Consider the following 18,328-nt stretch of genomic DNA (forward strand, 5'->3'; position numbering starts at 1 on the left):
TTTAGTTCTGAGCGCCAGCCTGAGCTTCAAGCCAGATGCGGGCCTGATCCACCAAGGACACATATGAGCTGAGCAGTGGGTCAGCCTGTGGCACGGCTTCGCCGATCTGCTGCGCGTTGCCGTAGATCAGGTACAGAACCACGCCGATGATCAGCATCAGCGCAAATCCGCGAAGGAACCCGCCTGATTTGCGCGGGGCGGGTCCTGCGTCTTCTGTCTCATCCGTGCGCATACTGGAATTGATCGCCTCGACATCCGGAAGCGCATCTTTTTGACCAGCGTCAACAGCGGTTTCCGAGGCGGCTGGTCGCTTGGGCTTGACCTTGGGCTCTGGCGGTTGATCCAATCCCAAATCGGGCTGGCTTTCCAGGTTGCTGCCTTCCTGCGCACGCAACTCCGCCTCACGCTCGGCTTCTTCTTTAAGAATATTGGCAACTGACGGATCGACGTTGCCCGTAGATGCCGAAGTGTCCGCAACGTCAGAGGTGACCGCTTCTGTGGTCTCAGGCTCTTCTGTCGGCTGATCCGCCGCTTCAACCTGTTCCTGTTCCTGTTCCTGTTCCGGCGCTTCCGCGTCTTCGACTGGCGCGGTTACAGATCCTTCAGGGTGCTTCGGCTGAAACCAGGTCTGATCGCAGTTGGAACACTGCACGTCACGACCTTCCTCGGGGATAACCTCGTCAGGAACTTCGTACTGCGCACCGCAATTCGGACATGTAAGACGCATGCTGCCTCCCCGGCCGGGCGATGGGCCGATAATAGTTTTTTCAGGGATGATATTCGGTTAAGACCCGTCAGCAAAGGGCGTTTTCGGTTTCATGGGCCAAGTGTCACCAATTGGACTCGGTAGAGCCATTGAATCCGCCACCCTGCTCGGGCAAGAAGAGCGGCAAATAAAGGGGGCACGTGTGATCGAGCTGGAAAATGTCAGCTACACCTACGGTGGCGGCGAATTGCTGAGCGACGTCTCGGTTCAATTGCAGCCGGGATCGTTTCACTTTCTGACCGGCCCGTCCGGCGCGGGCAAAACAACGCTGCTCAAACTGTGTTATGGGGCCCTGCTGCCAACCTCGGGGCGTCTGAGCGTATTTGATCAGGACATTTCCTCACTTGACCGGGATCAACTGGCTGTGCTGCGTCGTCGTGTCGGTGTCGTACATCAGGATTGTCAGTTCCTGGACCATATGACGCTTGCGGAAAACGTCGCTTTGCCGCTGATGGTGTCCGGGCGCTCTGAAACGTCAGAACAGGACAATCTGAACGAATTGCTCAGTTGGGTGGGGCTTGGCGCGCGGCTTGAAGCACACCCGCCTGAATTGTCCGGAGGCGAACGTCAACGCGCTGCCTTGGCCCGTGCTGTCATCCTGTCGCCCGATGTCGTCTTGGCGGACGAGCCCACGGGCAATGTGGATTGGGAAATGTCCCAACGTCTGCTGCGCCTGCTGATCGAGTTGAACAGGATGGGCAAGACAGTATTGATCGCAACCCATGACATGAGCCTGATCCGAGCCGCCAAAAGTCAGGTTCAGGCACGCGTGCTGCGGATTTCTCAGCGCAAGCTGCATCTGGCGGGGGCCGACCTATGACCAGAGCTGAGGTAAATACCCTGCTGCGTGGCGATTCGCGGGCGAACCGTGTCGTTCCGCCAACCGGATACACCGCTCATCTGACTTTGTTTGTTGCCGGGGCGATGGCATTTCTGGTGGTGTTTGCACTGGCGTTGGCGCTTGCGTCTGGCCGGATTGCCGACCGTTGGGCCTCGGAACTGGCGGGGGCCGCAACCCTGAGGATCAATGCCCCTGCAGAGCAGCTTGCTGCGCAGACTGAAGCAGCCTTGTCGGTGCTCAGCCAGACACCTGGCGTCGCGTCTGCTCGCGCCTTAAGCGCCGAGGAACAGGCCGCGCTTTTGTCGCCGTGGTTCGGACCGGACCTGCCTTTGGACAGTTTGCCCATCCCGCAGCTCATCGAAATCACCGAAGGTGAACCGGGAATGGATGTTATGGGGCTACGTTTGCGTCTGGGAGCCGAAGTGCCGGGCGCGGTGCTGGATGATCATACGCGATGGCGTGAACCTCTTGTCGAGGCGGCTATGTCGCTACGGCGTTTGGGGTGGATCTCGATCCTGCTGATCGGGGGGGCGACGGCGGCAATGATCACACTTGCGGCAAATGCGTCTCTGGCGGCGAATGCTCAGATCATCGAGGTGTTGCGTCTGGTTGGCGCACGCGACAGATTTATCGCCGGGGCTTTTGTCCGGCGCTTTACCTATCGCGCCTTTTTCGGCGCCTTTGTTGGGACCTTGCTGGGTATGACGGGCGTTTTGTTGCTGCCCGAAGCCTCGGATGCCGGCGGCTTTCTGAGCGGGGTGGGCTTTCAGGGCACCGATTGGGTGCTGCCCATTCTCATCCCCATTCTTGGCGCGGCTGTCGCCTTTTTCGCCACCTGGGCTGCGGCCCGACGCAAGTTGAAGGAGCTTTCCTGATGTTCAAAGCCGTTCAGTGGGTGCGCTCTTTGGTCTTCATGATCGTGATCTACGCCTGGATGCTGATCCTTGGCATTGTATTTCTGCCTTACGCCCTGTTCTCGAAACGCGGGGCTCTGAGGGCGTGTAAAACGTACGCACACAGCACCATGTGGCTGGCCCGTTGGATGGTGGGTATTCGGTGTGAGGTTCGGGGCACCGCGCCAACCAATGAAGTGGTCGTGGGTGCCAAGCATCAGTCGTTCCTTGATATCATCATGATCTTCAGCGCTATTCCCCATGGGAAGTTCATCATGAAGCGTGAACTCCTGTTTACACCGGTCATCGGAATGTATGCCCGTCGGCTTGGCTGTATTCCGGTCAATCGCGGCAAGCGCGGCGCAGCGGTTGCGAAGATGGTAAAGGACGTGGCGAAAGAGTTTTCAGAACCTGGGCAACTGGTGATCTACCCTCAAGGCACGCGCGTCGCACCAGGGGTTAAGAAACCGTACAAGATCGGTACAGCCGTTCTTTATGAAGGTCTCGGAGTTCCCTGTGTGCCAGTGGCTACAAATGCCGGAGTGTTTTGGCCCCGGACCGGGGTCATGCGCAAACCCGGCCTCGCGATCGTGGATTTTCTTGAGCCAATTGAACCCGGGGTTGAGCGCGACGATTTTCTTGGTCGATTGGAAGATGTGATTGAAACACGCTCGAATGAACTGATGCGCGAAGTGGGGTTTGATCCTGATGGACACCATTGACGACATTGCAACGCTGGAAACCCACTATGGGAAACCCGGCGCACCATCTTTGCGTAAGGTCGTTCGTCATCTGACACCATTTTATCGCAAATGGATTATGGCATCGCGCCTTTGTGTGCTCAGTACCGTCGGTCCAGAAGGCGTGGACGGCAGCCCGCGTGGCGATAATGGCCCGGTTGTGCTGGAATTGGACCCGCGAACACTGGCCATGCCAGATTGGCGTGGCAACAACCGTTTGGATTCCCTGCGGAACATCGTGCGCGACCCACGTGTTTCATTGATGTTTTTCGTACCCGGATCGAACACAGTCATTCGATTGAACGGAACCGCAAAACTCACGGCTGACGAAGAGCTACGCGCCCGGTTTGAAAAACATGGCAAGCGCCCGGCGACCGTTATTCTGATTGAGATCAGCGAAATTTACAGCCAATGCGCGCGCGCTTTGATGCGGGCTCGAACCTGGACCAGCGAGGATGAAAGCGCGCAGCTTCCAACCGTGGGCGAGCTGCTTGCCGAGGCATCCGGCGGCGACGAAGGTGGCGCAAATTATGATGCGGAATGGCATGGGCGCGCCCGGAAAACCATGTGGTAACAGCGGTTCTGCCCCGCCACACCTGCCCTGGAAAACTATGAGCCAGACAAAGTCGGGATCCCCCGCTTCATCTGGCTCAAAATACCTCGGAGCGCGAGGCAGAGCCTCGCAAAACTCCGGTTTCACAAGTATCGGATCAGGAGTGGATTGGTCCGTCACCGCAGGCCAGTGCGGCTTCGCGCACGGCCTCTGAATAGGTTGGGTGCGCGTGACAGGTCAGGGCCAAATCTTCTGCCGAAGCGCCGAACTCCATCGCAACGCAGACCTCATGAATCAGATCACCCGCAGCCGGGCCAATGATGTGAGCGCCAAGAATGCGGTCTGTTTCCTTGTCGGCGAGGATCTTCACAAACCCGTCCGAGGCAAAGTTCGCCTTGGCGCGCCCATTGCCCATGAACATGAACTTGCCGACTTTATAGGCGCGTCCTTGTTCCTTCAGGGTTGCTTCAGTCTCACCCACATTTGCGACTTCGGGCCAGGTGTAGATTACGCCTGGAATAACGCCATAGTTCACATGACCATGTTTGCCTGCAACCTGCTCGGCTGCGGCCATGCCCTCGTCTTCAGCTTTGTGCGCCAACATCGGGCCTTCGGTGACGTCGCCAATGGCATAGATGCCCGGCACGTTGGTTTGCCAGTCGGAACCCACCTTGATCTGGCCGCGTTGGGTCATCTCAACACCCAAGGCGTCCAGCCCCAGACCGTCGGAATAAGGCTTGCGCCCAGTGGCGACCAGAACGGTATCGGCATCGATCACGTGCTCGCTGTCATCCTTGAGCAGCTTGTACGTCACCTTGGCCTTGGTCTTGGTCGCTTCGGTCTTTTGCACCGCAGCACCCATCACAAAGTTCAGGCCCTGCTTCTTCAAGATGCGCTGGAACGTCTTTTGCACTTCGGGGTCCATGCCTGGTGTGATTTCCTTGAGGAACTCGATCACCGTAACCTCGACCCCCAGACGGCTGTAGACCGAACCCAGTTCCAGTCCGATCACGCCTGCGCCGATGACGACCATTTTCTTCGGGATCTTGCCTAGCGATAGTGCGCCGGTTGAGGTCACGACAACCTTCTCGTCCACTTCTACACCCGGCAGCGAGGAAGGTTCGGACCCAGACGCAATGATGATGTTCTTTGTTTCATGCACCTCATCGCCAACCTTGACCTGACCAGCGGCAGGGATCGATCCCCAGCCTTTCAGCCAGTCGATCTTGTTCTTCTTGAACAGGAATTCGATGCCCTTGGTGTTGCCCTCGATCACCTCGTCCTTGTAGGCCTGCATCTGCTTCCAGTCGACCGAAGGTGCTTTGCCCTTAAGACCCATCTTGGCAAAGTTATGCTCGGCCTCGTGCAGCTGGTGCGAGGCGTGCAGCAACGCCTTAGACGGGATACAGCCCACGTTCAGACAGGTGCCGCCCAGCGTATCGCGCCCTTCGACCACGGCGGTTTTCAGACCAAGCTGAGCGCAGCGGATGGCGCAGACATAGCCGCCGGGACCGGCGCCGATTACGATAACGTCATAGTTTGCCATGGAAGATCTCCTTGAGAATTCGGGCTGTTGCAGGGCAGGAACCTCTGAACAGGATATGGGTTGGCGGTCTCATAGCAAAACCACCAAAAGCATGAGGGTTGTGGCCAGAAACCCGAAGAACCAAATGACGCTGCGCCACGGTTTCCAACCGAAATAATATGCCGGAACATACAGCACGCGCGCGGCCAGATAGGTCCAGGCGCAGGTGGCCGTCAGTGCGTTTTCCTTGCCTGAAACGGTTACGACAACACAGGCAATGGCAAACAGGATCAAGCCTTCGAAATGGTTGTTGAGGGCACGATAAAGCCGCGCTGTCCCATCCGAGAACTGATCTTCTAGCGTCCCGCCCAATCTGGCCCTGTCACGGGGTGACATGGTTTTGCCCGGACCCAATTCCAGATTTGCAGGGACTGCCATAAGAACAAACTGCAGAACCTGTAGAAGGGCGGCCATGGTCAGTGCTGTCAGTTCTGCGTTCATTGCAAGACGCCGTGTTGAGTACGTATGAGTTCTGTGGCGGAGCGTATGCAAAAGGTGTGTCACCCCTGATGCTCCGCCATCGTGTTCAGACGGGTGTCAGAACTTTTGTGTGAATATGGGCCACGCCGCCACGTTCATGGTGCATGGCGAGCTCTTCTGACTCGATAAAATTCTGCGCGCGCTCCAAATCGGTGATTTCGAACAATGCCACCGCATGATCTTTCTGCTCAGGGTCGCGCCAGATGTGGAGGTCTCGGATACCCGCAGCCTCCCTCATCGGTTTGTCTTCCTGGAATACCTTCAGCCAGACATCAAAATCGGCCACATCGGCCTGCCAGAGTACATGTGTCGCCATGATTACAGATCCATCAGCAGGCGGCGTGGGTCTTCCAGCGCCTCTTTCACGCGAACAAGGAAGGTCACCGCGCCTTTACCATCGACGATCCGGTGGTCATAGGACAGCGCCAGATACATCATCGGGCGGATCTTGATCTCACCGTTGATGACCATCGGACGATCCTGAATCTTGTGCATCCCCAGAATACCCGACTGCGGGGGGTTCAGGATCGGCGACGACATCAGCGAGCCATAGACACCACCGTTCGAAATGGTGAACGTGCCGCCCTGCATTTCAGCCATGGACAGTTTACCGTCGCGGGCGCGCTTGCCCTTTTCGGCAATGGCTTTTTCGATCGCGGCAAAGGACATGCTGTCCGCATCACGGATGACCGGAACCACCAGACCTTGCGGTGTGCCAGCGGCGACGCCCATGTGGACGAAGTTCTTGTAGACGATGTCATTGCCGTCAATCTCGGCATTCACCTCGGGCACTTCTTTCAACGCATGGCAACAGGCCTTGGTGAAGAACGACATGAAACCAAGACGCACGCCATGTTTCTTCTCGAACTGGTCCTTGTACTGGTTCCGAAGGGCCATCACCTCGGTCATGTCCACCTCGTTATAGGTGGTCAGGATCGCGGCCGTGTTTTGCGCATCCTTAAGACGCTTGGCGATGGTCTGACGCAGACGGGTCATGCGAACGCGTTCTTCGCGGGCCTCGTCTTCAGCCGCAACCGGTGCTCGTGGAGCCTGAGCGGCCGGGGCCGGTGCCGTCGGTGCTGGCGCCGGAGCCGCGGCCGTAGCGACTGCTTTTGCCACGTCTTCCTTCATGATGCGACCATCGCGACCGGTACCAGTGATCTGATCTGCTGACAATCCGGCTTCGGCCATCGCTTTTTCAGCAGAGGGTGCATTCGCCACGTCCTTGCCGGTGCTTGCGGCTGCCGGGGCCGCTGCTGCCGCCTGAGCAGGCGCAGGTGCCGCGCCCGCGGCAGCGCCAGAGATTACGGCCAGTTTGGCGGTTGCATCCACAGTTGCACCCTCCGGCGCAACGATTTCAGCAAGAACACCCGCAGCCGGAGCCGGAACCTCGACCGAGACTTTATCGGTTTCTAATTCACACAACATTTCGTCCTGCGCGACGCTGTCGCCAACCTGTTTGAACCAGGTTGAAACGGTGGCTTCCGTGACGGATTCTCCAAGTGTAGGAACCATCACATCAACAGACCCACCCGCAGCAGCTGGCGCGGCAGCAGGGGCCGCTGCTGCAGCCGGGGCAGCAGCCGCGCCTTCGCCAGCCGTGATGGTGGCAAGCAGAGCATCAACGCCAACGGTGTCGCCTTCGGCGGCTACAATCTCTGCCATCACACCCGCAGAGGGAGAAGGCACTTCCACTGTGACCTTGTCAGTTTCCAACTCACACAGCATCTCATCCACGGCGACCGCATCGCCGGGCTTCTTGAACCATGTGGCAACAGTGGCTTCGGTGACCGACTCGCCAAGCGTGGGAACACGAACTTCAATCGTCATCGCTTACTTTCCTTTAATGCTCAGCGCTTCGTTCACCAGCGCTTCTTGTTGGGCTTTGTGTTGGCTGGCCAAACCCGTCGCGGGCGAGGCCGATGTTGCGCGACCGGCATAGACCGGACGTTTGTGTTTTGCGCCGATCCGGGTCAGAACCCATTCGATATTAGGTTCAATGAACGACCAGGCACCCTGGTTCTTGGGTTCTTCCTGACACCAGACCATCTCGGCCCCTTTGAAGCGCTCAAGCTCGTTGATCAACGAATGTGCAGGGAAGGGGTAATACTGTTCGATCCGCATCAGGTAGATGTCGTCGATGCCGCGCGCGTCACGTTCTTCCAGCAGATCGAAATAGACCTTGCCCGAGCACATGACGACCCGCTTGATCTTGTCATCCGCTACCAGCTTGGTGTCCGAATTCCCTTTTTGCGCGTCATCCCACAGCACCCGGTGGAAGCTGGAACCGGTTGTGAAATCCTCGGCGGTGCTGACGGCCAGTTTGTGGCGCAGCAGCGATTTGGGTGTCACAAGGATCAGCGGCTTGCGGAAGGTGCGATGCAGCTGACGCCTCAGGATGTGGAAATAGTTTGCGGGCGTCGTACAGTTCGCCACGATCCAGTTGTCCTGACCGCACATTTGCAGGAACCGTTCCAGACGCGCGGATGAGTGTTCGGGGCCTTGCCCTTCGAACCCGTGCGGCAGCAGTGTGACCAGACCGGACATCCGCAGCCATTTCGATTCACCTGAACTGATGAACTGGTCAAACATGATCTGCGCGCCGTTGGCGAAGTCACCAAACTGCGCTTCCCACAGGGTCAGGGCATTGGGTTCAGCAAGCGAATAACCGTATTCAAACCCAAGCACCGCATATTCGGACAGCATCGAGTCAATCACTTCGTAATGCGACTGACCTGCGCGAATGTTGTTCAGCGGGTAATACCGTTCTTCGGTTTCCTGATGGATGAATCCCGAATGGCGTTGGCTGAACGTGCCGCGCGTGGCGTCCTGGCCTGACAGACGCACCGGGTAGCCTTCGGTCAACAGCGATCCGAAGGCCAGTGCCTCACCGGTGGCCCAATCAAAGCCCGTGCCGGATTCAAACATCTGCTTCTTGTGGTCCAGCAGACGACCGACGGTTTTGTGCAGGGCAAACCCGGCCGGGGCACGGGTTAGCGCGCCGCCGACCTCGGCCAGAGTCTCGGGCGTGATCGCTGTCTCACCGCGCATGTACTCGTCTTTGTTCTTGTCCAGATGTGACCAGCGCCCATCCAGCCAGTCGGCCTTGTTGGGTTTATAGTCTTTTCCGGCTTCGAACTCGTCGTTCAGGTGTGCCTGGAAGGCGGCCTTCATGTCCTCGATCTCACCCTCGGGGATCAGGCCGTCTTTGACCAAACGCTCAGTGTACAGGGACAGCGTGGTTTTGTGCGTTTTGATCTTTTTGTACATGATCGGGTTGGTGAACATGGGCTCATCGCCCTCGTTGTGACCAAACCGGCGATAGCAGAAGATATCCAGAACTACATCTTTGTGGAACTTTTGACGGAACTCGGTCGCCACCTTGGCGGCATGTACCACCGCCTCGGGGTCATCCCCGTTCACGTGGAAAATCGGCGCTTCAACCATCAACGCGATATCCGTCGGATAAGGGCTCGAGCGCGAGAAGTGCGGCGCAGTGGTAAAGCCGATCTGGTTGTTTACCACGATATGCATAGTGCCGCCGGTCTTATGACCGCGCAGACCAGACAGACCAAACCCTTCGGCCACGACACCCTGACCGGCAAAGGCCGCGTCGCCATGCAGCAGGATGGCCATGACCTTGGTGCGATCCGTGTCACCAAGCTGATCCTGTTTGGCGCGAACCTTGCCCAGAACCACCGGGTTCACCGCCTCAAGGTGCGAGGGGTTGGCGGTCAGTGACAGGTGCACAGAATTGCCGTCAAACTCACGGTCGCTGGATGCGCCGAGGTGGTATTTCACGTCGCCTGAACCATCCACATCCTCGGGCTTGAAGCTGCCACCCTGGAATTCGTTGAAGATGGCGCGGTATGGTTTGCCCATCACGTTGGCCAGAATGTTCAGACGCCCCCGGTGCGGCATCCCGATGACGATGTCGCTGAGGCCAAGCGCACCACCGCGCTTGATGATCTGCTCCATTGCAGGGATCAGCGCTTCACCGCCGTCCAGACCAAAGCGTTTGGTGCCCATGTATTTGACGTGCAGGAATTTCTCAAAACCCTCGGCCTCAACCATCTTGTTCAGGATCGCCTTGCGGCCTTCCTTGGTGAACGCGATTTCCTTGCCGTAACCTTCGATCCGCTCTTTCAGCCAAGCGGCTTCTTCGGGGTTCGAGATATGCATGTATTGCAGCGCAAAGGTGCCGCAATAGGTCCGCTTCACAATCTCGACGATCTGCCGCATCGAGGCCACCTGAAGCCCCAGAACGTTGTCGATAAAGATCGGCCGGTCCATGTCGGCGTCGGTAAAGCCGTAGGTCTTTGGATCCAGCTCTGGGTGATTGGATGCCGCGCGCATCCCCAGCGGGTCCAGATCTGCGGCCAGATGGCCCCGGATCCGATAGGCCCGGATCAGCATCAGGGCGCGCAGGCTGTCCAGCACGGCGCGTTTGATCTGGTCATCGCTGACCTCAACACCCTTGTCAGCCGCCTTGTCCTTGATCTTCTTGCCCGCCGCTTTGGCGTCAATCTCGGCCCATTCCCCGGTCAGCGCGCCTGTCAGATCATCGGCAGGCATGGGCGGCCAGTCGGTCCGCGCCCAAGAAGGCCCTTCGGCCTCGCGCTGCACATCCGGCGCGGCGTCACCCATAGCCTTGAAAAACTCAACCCAGGCCGCGTCTACGGCACCAGGGTTCTTGGTGTATTGGGCGTAAAGCTGCTCCAGATATTCGGCATTGTGCCCCTGCATGAAGCTTGAGGCATGAAAGGCAGAGTTGGGCGAGTGTTCGGTCATTGGGCTACCTCATATGGGTTGGGACCGTATTGGTTGGTGCCTGGTTGGCTGGGGCGGGTCAGCCACCACAGAACCAGGAGGGGCGACACAAAAAGAACGATAAGTGTCGGAATGACGATCAGCAATGTTGCGCGGGTAAACAATATGTCGAGCGTTCCGCCATGGAACTGGCTGGCAATACCAATGCCAAAGATCAGAACCGCAAAGGCGCCAAGGATCAAAAGGACCGGCAGTAAGGCGTAAAGCCCGCTGCGCCCGGTGTCATGCATCCGCCGCCATGCGACGGCCAGATGGGGGAAAAAGACGATCAGGCCGACAATGCTCTGGACCGGTTGGCTGGACGTGGCGGTGACGGATTTCACCTCATCGCTTTCGGTGACCGAGACCTGCGTGAAGAACTGCCAGTCGATGATCCCGGCGATGAAGCCCCAGATCACGACGAACAGGAAAAAGAACCAGTATTCGGGCCGCGATGCACGGCCCGAAAAAGTGAAGAATTTGGAGAAACACGTTCTGACAGCCTCACTAAAGGTCATGTGTTCCGTTCCTCCCCGATTAGACAGCCGAAGCTGCTATATCAGCCAATCGCTTCCAGCACAGCTTCACCCAGCTGCGCCGGGCTTTCGGCTACGACAATACCGGCCGAGCGCATGGCTTCGATCTTGTCCTCGGCACCGCCTTTGCCACCGGCGACAATCGCGCCGGCGTGACCCATGCGGCGGCCCGGAGGAGCCGTGCGGCCTGCGATGAAACCGGCGGTCGGCTTTTTGCGGCCCTTCTTGGCCTCATCCGCCAGGAACTGCGCCGCTTCTTCTTCGGCCGAGCCACCGATCTCACCGATCATGATGATCGATGTGGTTTCGTCATCGGCCAGGAACCATTCCAGCACGTCGATATGCTCGGTGCCTTTGATCGGGTCGCCGCCGATGCCCACGCAGGTGGACTGGCCCAGACCGACATCGGTGGTCTGTTTGACGGCCTCATAGGTCAGGGTGCCCGAACGCGACACAACGCCGACCGAGCCACGCTTGTGGATGTGGCCGGGCATGATACCGATCTTGCAGGCGTCGGGCGTGATGACACCGGGGCAGTTCGGGCCGATCAGGCGCGACTTGCTGCCTTCCAGCGCGCGCTTCACCTTCATCATGTCCAGAACCGGGATACCTTCGGTGATGCAAACGATCACCTCCATCTCGGCATCAATCGCTTCGAGGATCGAGTCAGCCGCGAAGGGCGGGGGCACGTAGATTACCGAGGCGTTGGCTTCGGTCACATGCTTGGCCTCGTGGACCGAGTTGAACACGGGCAGGCCCAGATGCTCCAACCCGCCTTTGCCGGGGGTCACGCCGCCGACCATCTTGGTGCCATAGGCAATGGCCTGTTCGCTGTGGAATGTGCCCTGCGAGCCGGTAAAGCCCTGACAGATCACTTTGGTGTTTTCGTCGATGAGGACTGCCATTTTGTCCCTTTCTCTAGGCGGTGTTGGATTGATTGGGTTCAGTCGCCGGCAGAACCTGCGGCGCATAGGTAATTTTTTCGAGCGTGGCACGACCCAAGGCCAGATTGGCCGTTGTGCGTAGACCGCTGCTGATTTCAGCAATGCCGCGTCGGATCTTTTGACGAACCAATGGCCAGCCTTTCGGTCGGCTGCGCGGCGCGCCCATGTTGTATTCACCGGGCGCTTCGTTGCCCTGTTCGACCATGGCCGGGATCACCTGATAGATGTTGATCTGACGGGCCGCTGGTGAGGCTGACGGGTTGAACAACAGCCCGTCCAACGTGATGTCATAGGGTTTCTGCGCCAGAAAATGCTGTGCCGCCTGTCGTGTCAGCGCGTATGCCGCGCCTCCGGGATGGCGTGACCGCATCAGGCGCAGCTCGCGCCCCAGATGGATCAACCGCTTGCGCCCAAGAGCGACATAGAGCTTGGTGCTACGCCAGCGTTCGAACCGCACAATATCGGCATCTGCGGGCCACCAGGAGGGGTCATTCAACCAATCGGCCAGTTCCGGGCTCAGGAACACGTCATCCTCAAGGATCAACGCCTGTTCCGCGCCCGAGGCGATCAATGCTTCCCACGCTTTGGCATGGCTGAGGGTGCAGGCCATATCCTTGGTATGGAAATAGCCCCACGGCCCCTCGGCCTTGCACTCGCGCAGGAAATCATCACGGGTGGCGGCGTCGCAATCAACAGCATTAACGCGCGTCGCCGACAGGCCTGCCTTTTGCAGTTCCTGCTCCATCAAACGCGCCCGCCCTGTGGCGCGTTCTAGACCTATGAGGAAGATGGGGATGGTCATCAGATCGATTGCTTCTTTCGATTCCTCTCAACAAAAAACACTTGCTGAGTTGTTCGCGCCGTGGAGCGGGCTTTAAGCCAACCCCACCGCAAGCAGCTTAACCCTTAACAGCCTTCACGATCTTCTCGGCACCGTCTTTCAGGTTGTCTGCCGCGATCACGTCCAGGCCAGAGGTGTTGATGATCTCTTTGCCTTTCTCGACATTCGTGCCTTCCAGACGCACGACCAGCGGAACCTGCAGGCCGACCTCTTTCACCGCGGCGACAACGCCCTCGGCGATGACGTCACAGCGCATGATGCCGCCGAAGATGTTAACCAGAATGCCTTTGACCTGCGGGTCCGAGGTGATGATCTTGAACGCCTCGGTCACTTTCTCTTTGGTGGCACCGCCACCCACGTCGAGGAAGTTGGCAGGCTCGGCCCCGTACAGCTTGATGATGTCCATGGTGGCCATCGCCAGACCGGCGCCGTTCACCATGCAGCCGATCTCGCCATCCAGCGCGATGTAGTTCAGATCGTACTTGGAGGCTTCCAGTTCTTTGGGGTCTTCCTCGGTCGTGTCGCGCAGCTCGGCGATGTCGGGGTGGCGGTAAACGGCGTTGCCGTCAAACCCGACCTTGGCATCCAACACTTTCAGGTCGCCGCTGTCCGAGACGATCAGCGGGTTGATCTCCAGCATCTCCATGTCCTTCTCGACGAAGGCGTTGTAGAGCTGGTTCATCAGTTTGACGCATTGCTTGACCTGAGCGCCTTGCAGGCCCAGCGAGAACGCGATGCGGCGACCGTGATAGGGCTGATACCCCGTCGCAGGGTCAACCGAGAAGGACAGGATTTTCTCGGGCGTCGCGGCAGCCACTTCTTCGATGTCCATGCCGCCTTCGGTCGAGCAGACAAACGAAATGCGGCTGGTCTGCCGGTCTACCAAAAGGGCCAGGTACAGTTCACGTTCGATGCCCGAACCGGCTTCGATATAGATGCGGTTGACCTGCTTGCCTGCGGGGCCGGTCTGATGCGTGACCAGTGTGCGGCCCAGCATCTTCTTGGCTTCCTCGGCGGCTTCTTCGACCGATTTGGTCAGACGCACGCCGCCTTTTTCACCGGCGTCGGCTTCTTTGAAGGAACCCTTGCCGCGTCCGCCTGCGTGGATTTGCGCTTTGACCACCCAAAGCGGGCCGTCCAGTTCGCCGGCTGCGGTTTTGGCTTCCTCGGCGCGCAGCACGGCGCGACCATCGGAGACCGGAGCGCCATAGCTGCGAAGAAGAGCTTTGGCCTGATATTCGTGAATGTTCATCGAAATTGTCCCGTCTGACTGCGTTTAACCGTTATAGGGGTGTCTAGCGGTCAAGTTTAAAGGGTTTTTTGATGTCCAATGGATTTTTAGCGAAGATTTTCGCTATTTGTGATCACGGGTTTTTAGGGTGTGATCACAAAAATAACCAGCGAATGAATTGATTCGAAAAATCTGAACTAGGACCGAAAATCACATTCAAAAAAAGGGATTTGCGACGTTTGCGCCAACATGAGCGACCCGGGTCAACGCAGTTCAAAAGAAAACCGGCCCAAAAACGGGCCGGTCTTAAGTTCCAATCTGAACGCAGTTTTACGCCAGTGAGCTGTCGATGCCTTTGCAGGCGTCGATCAGGCCCTTCACAGCGTTGACCGAGTTGTCGAAACCGGCCTGCTCGTCTTCGTTCAGCTTGATGTCGACGATACGTTCAACACCACCTGCACCGATCACAGTTGGGACGCCAACGTACAGACCATCAACACCCAGCTCACCACTGCAGTAGGCAGCGCAAGGCAGAACGCGTTTCTGGTCTTTCAGAAAAGCTTCGGCCATTTCGATTGCCGAAGTAGCAGGCGCGTAATAAGCGGAACCTGTTTTCAGCAGGCCAACGATTTCCGCGCCACCGTCACGGGTGCGCTGAACGATGGCGTCCAGTTTTTCCTGCGTGGTCCAGCCCATTTCAACCAGATCGGGCAGCGGGATGCCGGCAACTGTCGAATAGCGCACCGAAGGCACCATGGTGTCGCCGTGGCCACCCAACACAAATGCGGTGACGTCACGCATCGAGACGTTGAATTCTTCCGACAGGAAGTGTGCGAAGCGCGCCGAGTCCAGAACACCAGCCATGCCGCAAACCTTGTTGTGCGGCAAACCCGAGAATTCGCGCAGAGCCCACACCATCGCGTCCAGCGGGTTGGTGATACAGATCACGAACGCGTCGGGTGCGTGCGCGGCGATGCCTTCACCCACCGACTTCATGACTTTCAGGTTGATGCCCAGCAGGTCATCGCGGCTCATGCCTGGCTTGCGGGCCACGCCAGCGGTCACGATGCATACATCCGCTCCGGCGATATCGGCATAATCGCTGGTGCCCTTCATCGAGGCGTCAAAGCCTTCGGATGGGCCGGACTCGGCAATGTCGAGCGCCTTGCCCTGCGGCAGTCCGTCAGCGATGTCAAACAGGACTACGTCACCCAGTTCTTTGACAGCTGCAAGATGCGCAAGCGTGCCGCCGATGTTCCCCGCGCCGATCAGCGCAATCTTGGGTCTGGCCATTTGGAATATCTCCGGTCGGTTTTGAAATCGCGGTCGTGCTAGTCGCTAAAACGGCAATAGGCAAGGGTTCTGCGACGTGGCATACAACCGCATACCGTTTGCGGATCCATGTGTGATTGCGCTAAAGGGCCTTTGAGACAAGCCAAAACCGGGATCGGTGCATGTTCGAATTGAACCTGATGTTTTTTGCTGTGGCGATCCCTGCGGTGATATTTGCAGGTATCTCAAAGGGCGGTTTCGGCTCGGGCGTGGCCTTTGCGTCTTCGTCGATTCTGGCGCTGATCCTGGAACCCGGACAGGCTCTGGCGTTGATGCTGCCGATCCTGATGGTCATCGATGTGGCCACGTTGGGGCCCTATTGGAAGCGGTGGAATTGGCCGGATTCCCGTCTGCTGATCTTGGGCGCAGTACCAGGCGTCGCACTGGGCGCTTGGCTGTATAGGGCAACGGATGACGACCTGTTGCGACTGCTGATCGGTGGCATTTCGGTTGGGTTTGTAATCTGGCACATTGCACAGACCAGAGGCTGGGTGCGTGGATTTGCCAATCGCCTGCCACCGTCGGCCGGGCTTTTTGCCGGGCTGGTCGCAGGCTTCACCAGTTTTGTCAGTCATGCAGGAGGTCCGCCCGCGGCGGTATACCTGTTGTCACAAAAACTGTCGAAGACCGAGTTTCAGGCCAGCACTGTGCTGGTCTTTTGGATCATCAACATCGCGAAATTTGTGCCCTACGCCTTTTTGGGCCTGTTCACGTGGCACACGGCATTGGCCGACCTGTTATTGACACCCTTTGCCATTCTTGGGGCCTGGCTTGGCGTTCGGGCGCATTTTATGATGTCCGAACGCGTGTTCTTTGGAATTGCCTACGTTTTGTTGACCTTAACGGGCAGCAAACTTATCTGGGCCGCGCTTACGTAATCAGGCATTCGGTGGCAAGGCGTCCGCGACTTCCTCATAAGCCTGACCGGAGGTCACCAAGCACGTGACCCCGTTTGGCAAGGTCACCGTGATCGTCCAACTGCCGCTTTCGCTCGAAGCGAACAGCTCCATAACCGCGCCTTGCCGGGCCAGCCCAAGGCCCCGGCGCGTTTCGCCATAAGTTTCATGAAGCCGTGTCAACACGTCCTCTCGCGGCGCGCAGTTCTGGCCCGCAGCCTGTACCTGTTGTGCCGCCAGAACCATGATCCCCAGACCCATTGTCAACTTGAACAGTGTCTTGTCCATCCCTTACCCCTTCGATTCCATCTGTTGCTCAGGGTGGGGCCGAGGTGGCGAAATTCGGTTAAGGCAAAGCACGTTGCGTCGCTTTTGCTGCGCTGCGGCAAATTTCTTCTTGAACTTTCCGGCAAAAAATGCCCCATTCCGCGCAACTTTATTTCAATGGGAGTGGTCCATGGATCCTCGTCAGCGCCCCTATCGTTCGGTTCTTTACATCCCAGGTTCCAGAGACCGGGCTCTGGACAAGGCACGGACCCTTCCTGTGGATGCGATCATCTTTGATCTGGAGGATGCCGTCGCAGCAGATGAGAAGGACAACGCGCGCGAGACGCTCAAGGCAGCCTTGGCCACTGGTGGTTACGGGGCGCGGGTCAAGATCGTGCGGATCAACGGATTGGACACCAAATGGGGTCGTGCCGACGCCGAGGCTGTGCGTGACATGGATGCTGACGTTGTTCTGTTGCCCAAGGTAAACTCGGCGGCCGACGTGGATGCACTTGCAGCGATCACCGGAGATCTGCCGATTTGGGCCATGATGGAAACACCGCGCGGGATGCTCAACGCGGCAGAGATTGCCGCTCATCCTCTGATGGCTGGCTTTGTCATGGGCACCAATGATCTGGCGAAAGAGCTGCAAACCCGTTTCCGCCCCGACCGCCTACCACTTATGACGTCATTGGGTCTGTGCCTGCTTGCTGCCAAGGCCGAAGGTCTGATCATCGTTGATGGCGTGTACAACGCGTTCAAAGACGGTGACGGTCTGGCCGCTGAATGTGCGCAAGGCCGCGATATGGGCTTCGATGGCAAGACACTGATTCATCCTGCGCAGGTGGAAATCACAAATGCCGCCTACGCGCCGTCTGACGACGAGATCGATTTGGCCCGCCGTCAGATTACGGCTTTTGAAGAAGTCGAAGCACAGGGTCAGGGTGTTGCTGTTGTGGATGGGAAGATTGTTGAAAATCTGCACGTTGCAACGGCCCGCGAAATTCTGGCAAAAGCAGAGGCGATTTCAGCTTTGCAAGCGGGGTAAGCCAGCATGGGCTTTGTTCTTTTAATTCTCGGCGTGGCGCTGTGGTGGGCGGCGCATCTATTCAAGCGCGTGGCGCCTGAACGCCGGGCCGCGATGGGCGACGGGGGTAAGGGTGCCGTTGCTTTGGCCCTGGTCGCGTCGATTCTGTTGATGATCTTCGGCTACCGAATGACAGATTTCATCTTTGTCTGGGCGCCGCCGACCTTTCTGATCCACGTCAACAACCTGTTGGTGCTGATCGCGATCTACATGATGAGCCCTGCTGGAACAAAAGGCCGTTTGCTGAACAAGCTGCGCCATCCGATGCTGGGCGGCTTCAAGCTGTGGGCCTTTGCGCATTTGCTGGTGAACGGCGATCTGGCTTCGATCATCCTGTTTGGCGGGCTTTTGGCATGGGCCGTGGTCGAGGTGATCGTGATCAACAAGTCCGAACCCGAATGGAGCCCGGCTGAACCCGGAACTTACGGTAAGGACGCGATGTTCTTTGTGGCCTCGATCGTCCTGTTGGGGATTATCGGCTATATCCATGGGCTGGTCGGCCCGTCTCCGTTCGGCTCATAAGGACC

Annotated in this window: 19 protein-coding genes; 7 read left to right on the top strand and 12 right to left on the bottom strand. The window is 58.1% G+C overall.

All coding sequences use genetic code 11. The features are described from left to right. Position 1: 1 nt before the first annotated feature. Positions 2–727, bottom strand: coding sequence for a zinc-ribbon domain-containing protein (locus tag GS636_RS08045; RefSeq protein ID WP_171105495.1), 726 nt, complete (start codon positions 725–727; stop codon positions 2–4). Between the two features lie 181 nt (positions 728–908). Between GS636_RS08045 and GS636_RS08050 the strand changes: the two genes are divergently transcribed. The 4 genes from GS636_RS08050 to GS636_RS08065 are packed head-to-tail and all read left to right on the top strand — an operon-like array spanning position 909 to position 3,814. After that, a complete protein-coding gene (locus GS636_RS08050; RefSeq protein WP_171093705.1) occupies positions 909–1,586 on the top strand; it encodes an ATP-binding cassette domain-containing protein in 678 nt (225 codons plus the stop codon). Next, positions 1,583–2,482 (top strand): ABC transporter permease, encoded by a 900-nt coding sequence (locus GS636_RS08055; RefSeq protein ID WP_171183941.1) that lies wholly within the window; start codon positions 1,583–1,585, stop codon positions 2,480–2,482. The genes GS636_RS08050 and GS636_RS08055 overlap by 4 nt, the downstream gene beginning before the upstream one ends. Continuing rightward, the gene (locus GS636_RS08060) at positions 2,482–3,222 is read left to right on the top strand and encodes a 1-acyl-sn-glycerol-3-phosphate acyltransferase (RefSeq protein ID WP_171183943.1); all 741 of its coding nucleotides are present in this window, start codon (positions 2,482–2,484) and stop codon (positions 3,220–3,222) included. Before GS636_RS08055 ends, GS636_RS08060 begins: the two co-directional genes overlap by 1 nt. Next, the gene (locus tag GS636_RS08065; RefSeq protein ID WP_171669085.1) at positions 3,209–3,814 is read left to right on the top strand and encodes a pyridoxamine 5'-phosphate oxidase family protein; all 606 of its coding nucleotides are present in this window, start codon (positions 3,209–3,211) and stop codon (positions 3,812–3,814) included. Before GS636_RS08060 ends, GS636_RS08065 begins: the two co-directional genes overlap by 14 nt. A 136-nt stretch (positions 3,815–3,950) precedes the next feature. Here the strand turns inward: GS636_RS08065 and lpdA are convergent, their stop codons facing one another. The 10 genes from lpdA to mdh all read right to left on the bottom strand — a co-directional run bounded on the left by lpdA (position 3,951) and on the right by mdh (position 15,512). Then, positions 3,951–5,339 carry a dihydrolipoyl dehydrogenase gene (gene lpdA, locus GS636_RS08070; RefSeq protein ID WP_171669086.1) on the bottom strand — a complete coding sequence of 463 codons (1,389 nt, stop codon included), beginning with the start codon at positions 5,337–5,339 and terminating at the stop codon, positions 3,951–3,953. Between the two features lie 69 nt (positions 5,340–5,408). Continuing rightward, a complete protein-coding gene (locus GS636_RS08075) occupies positions 5,409–5,819 on the bottom strand; it encodes an MAPEG family protein (RefSeq protein ID WP_171669087.1) in 411 nt (136 codons plus the stop codon). 85 nt (positions 5,820–5,904) lie between these two features. After that, positions 5,905–6,174, bottom strand: coding sequence for a hypothetical protein (locus tag GS636_RS08080; RefSeq protein ID WP_171669088.1), 270 nt, complete (start codon positions 6,172–6,174; stop codon positions 5,905–5,907). 2 nt (positions 6,175–6,176) lie between these two features. Next, positions 6,177–7,688: a 2-oxoglutarate dehydrogenase complex dihydrolipoyllysine-residue succinyltransferase gene (gene odhB / locus GS636_RS08085; protein WP_171669089.1), complete on the bottom strand. Its 1,512-nt coding sequence runs from the start codon at positions 7,686–7,688 to the stop codon at positions 6,177–6,179. A 3-nt stretch (positions 7,689–7,691) separates the two neighbouring features. Beyond that, a complete protein-coding gene (locus tag GS636_RS08090; RefSeq protein WP_171669090.1) occupies positions 7,692–10,649 on the bottom strand; it encodes a 2-oxoglutarate dehydrogenase E1 component in 2,958 nt (985 codons plus the stop codon). Continuing rightward, positions 10,646–11,185 carry a DUF805 domain-containing protein gene (locus GS636_RS08095; protein ID WP_171183952.1) on the bottom strand — a complete coding sequence of 180 codons (540 nt, stop codon included), beginning with the start codon at positions 11,183–11,185 and terminating at the stop codon, positions 10,646–10,648. Before GS636_RS08095 ends, GS636_RS08090 begins: the two co-directional genes overlap by 4 nt. 41 nt (positions 11,186–11,226) lie before the next feature. Further along, positions 11,227–12,108, bottom strand: coding sequence for a succinate--CoA ligase subunit alpha (gene sucD / locus GS636_RS08100; RefSeq protein ID WP_171669091.1), 882 nt, complete (start codon positions 12,106–12,108; stop codon positions 11,227–11,229). A gap of 13 nt (positions 12,109–12,121) precedes the next feature. Then, positions 12,122–12,949, bottom strand: coding sequence for a glycosyltransferase family 25 protein (locus tag GS636_RS08105; protein ID WP_171669092.1), 828 nt, complete (start codon positions 12,947–12,949; stop codon positions 12,122–12,124). A 97-nt stretch (positions 12,950–13,046) separates the two neighbouring features. Continuing rightward, a complete protein-coding gene (gene sucC, locus GS636_RS08110; RefSeq protein WP_171183956.1) occupies positions 13,047–14,240 on the bottom strand; it encodes an ADP-forming succinate--CoA ligase subunit beta in 1,194 nt (397 codons plus the stop codon). A gap of 309 nt (positions 14,241–14,549) precedes the next feature. Beyond that, a complete protein-coding gene (gene mdh, locus GS636_RS08115; protein WP_171669093.1) occupies positions 14,550–15,512 on the bottom strand; it encodes a malate dehydrogenase in 963 nt (320 codons plus the stop codon). A gap of 161 nt (positions 15,513–15,673) precedes the next feature. Between mdh and GS636_RS08120 the strand changes: the two genes are divergently transcribed. After that, positions 15,674–16,429, top strand: coding sequence for a sulfite exporter TauE/SafE family protein (locus GS636_RS08120; RefSeq protein WP_171669094.1), 756 nt, complete (start codon positions 15,674–15,676; stop codon positions 16,427–16,429). Here GS636_RS08120 and GS636_RS08125 read toward each other — a convergent pair whose 3' ends face one another. Then, complete coding sequence (locus tag GS636_RS08125; protein WP_171669095.1) at positions 16,430–16,735, bottom strand: hypothetical protein; 306 nt, start codon at positions 16,733–16,735, stop codon at positions 16,430–16,432. Positions 16,736–16,904: 169 nt separating this feature from the next. Between GS636_RS08125 and GS636_RS08130 the strand changes: the two genes are divergently transcribed. Both GS636_RS08130 and GS636_RS08135 read left to right on the top strand, forming a co-directional pair. Continuing rightward, entirely contained in the window at positions 16,905–17,762 is an 858-nt protein-coding gene (locus GS636_RS08130; RefSeq protein WP_171093673.1) for a CoA ester lyase, read from the top strand. Between the two features lie 6 nt (positions 17,763–17,768). Continuing rightward, positions 17,769–18,323: an NnrU family protein gene (locus tag GS636_RS08135; protein WP_171669096.1), complete on the top strand. Its 555-nt coding sequence runs from the start codon at positions 17,769–17,771 to the stop codon at positions 18,321–18,323. The last annotated feature ends 5 nt before the right edge of the window (positions 18,324–18,328 follow it).

This window comes from Ruegeria sp. HKCCD4884 (genome assembly GCF_013110855.1).
GTDB lineage: Bacteria > Pseudomonadota > Alphaproteobacteria > Rhodobacterales > Rhodobacteraceae > Ruegeria.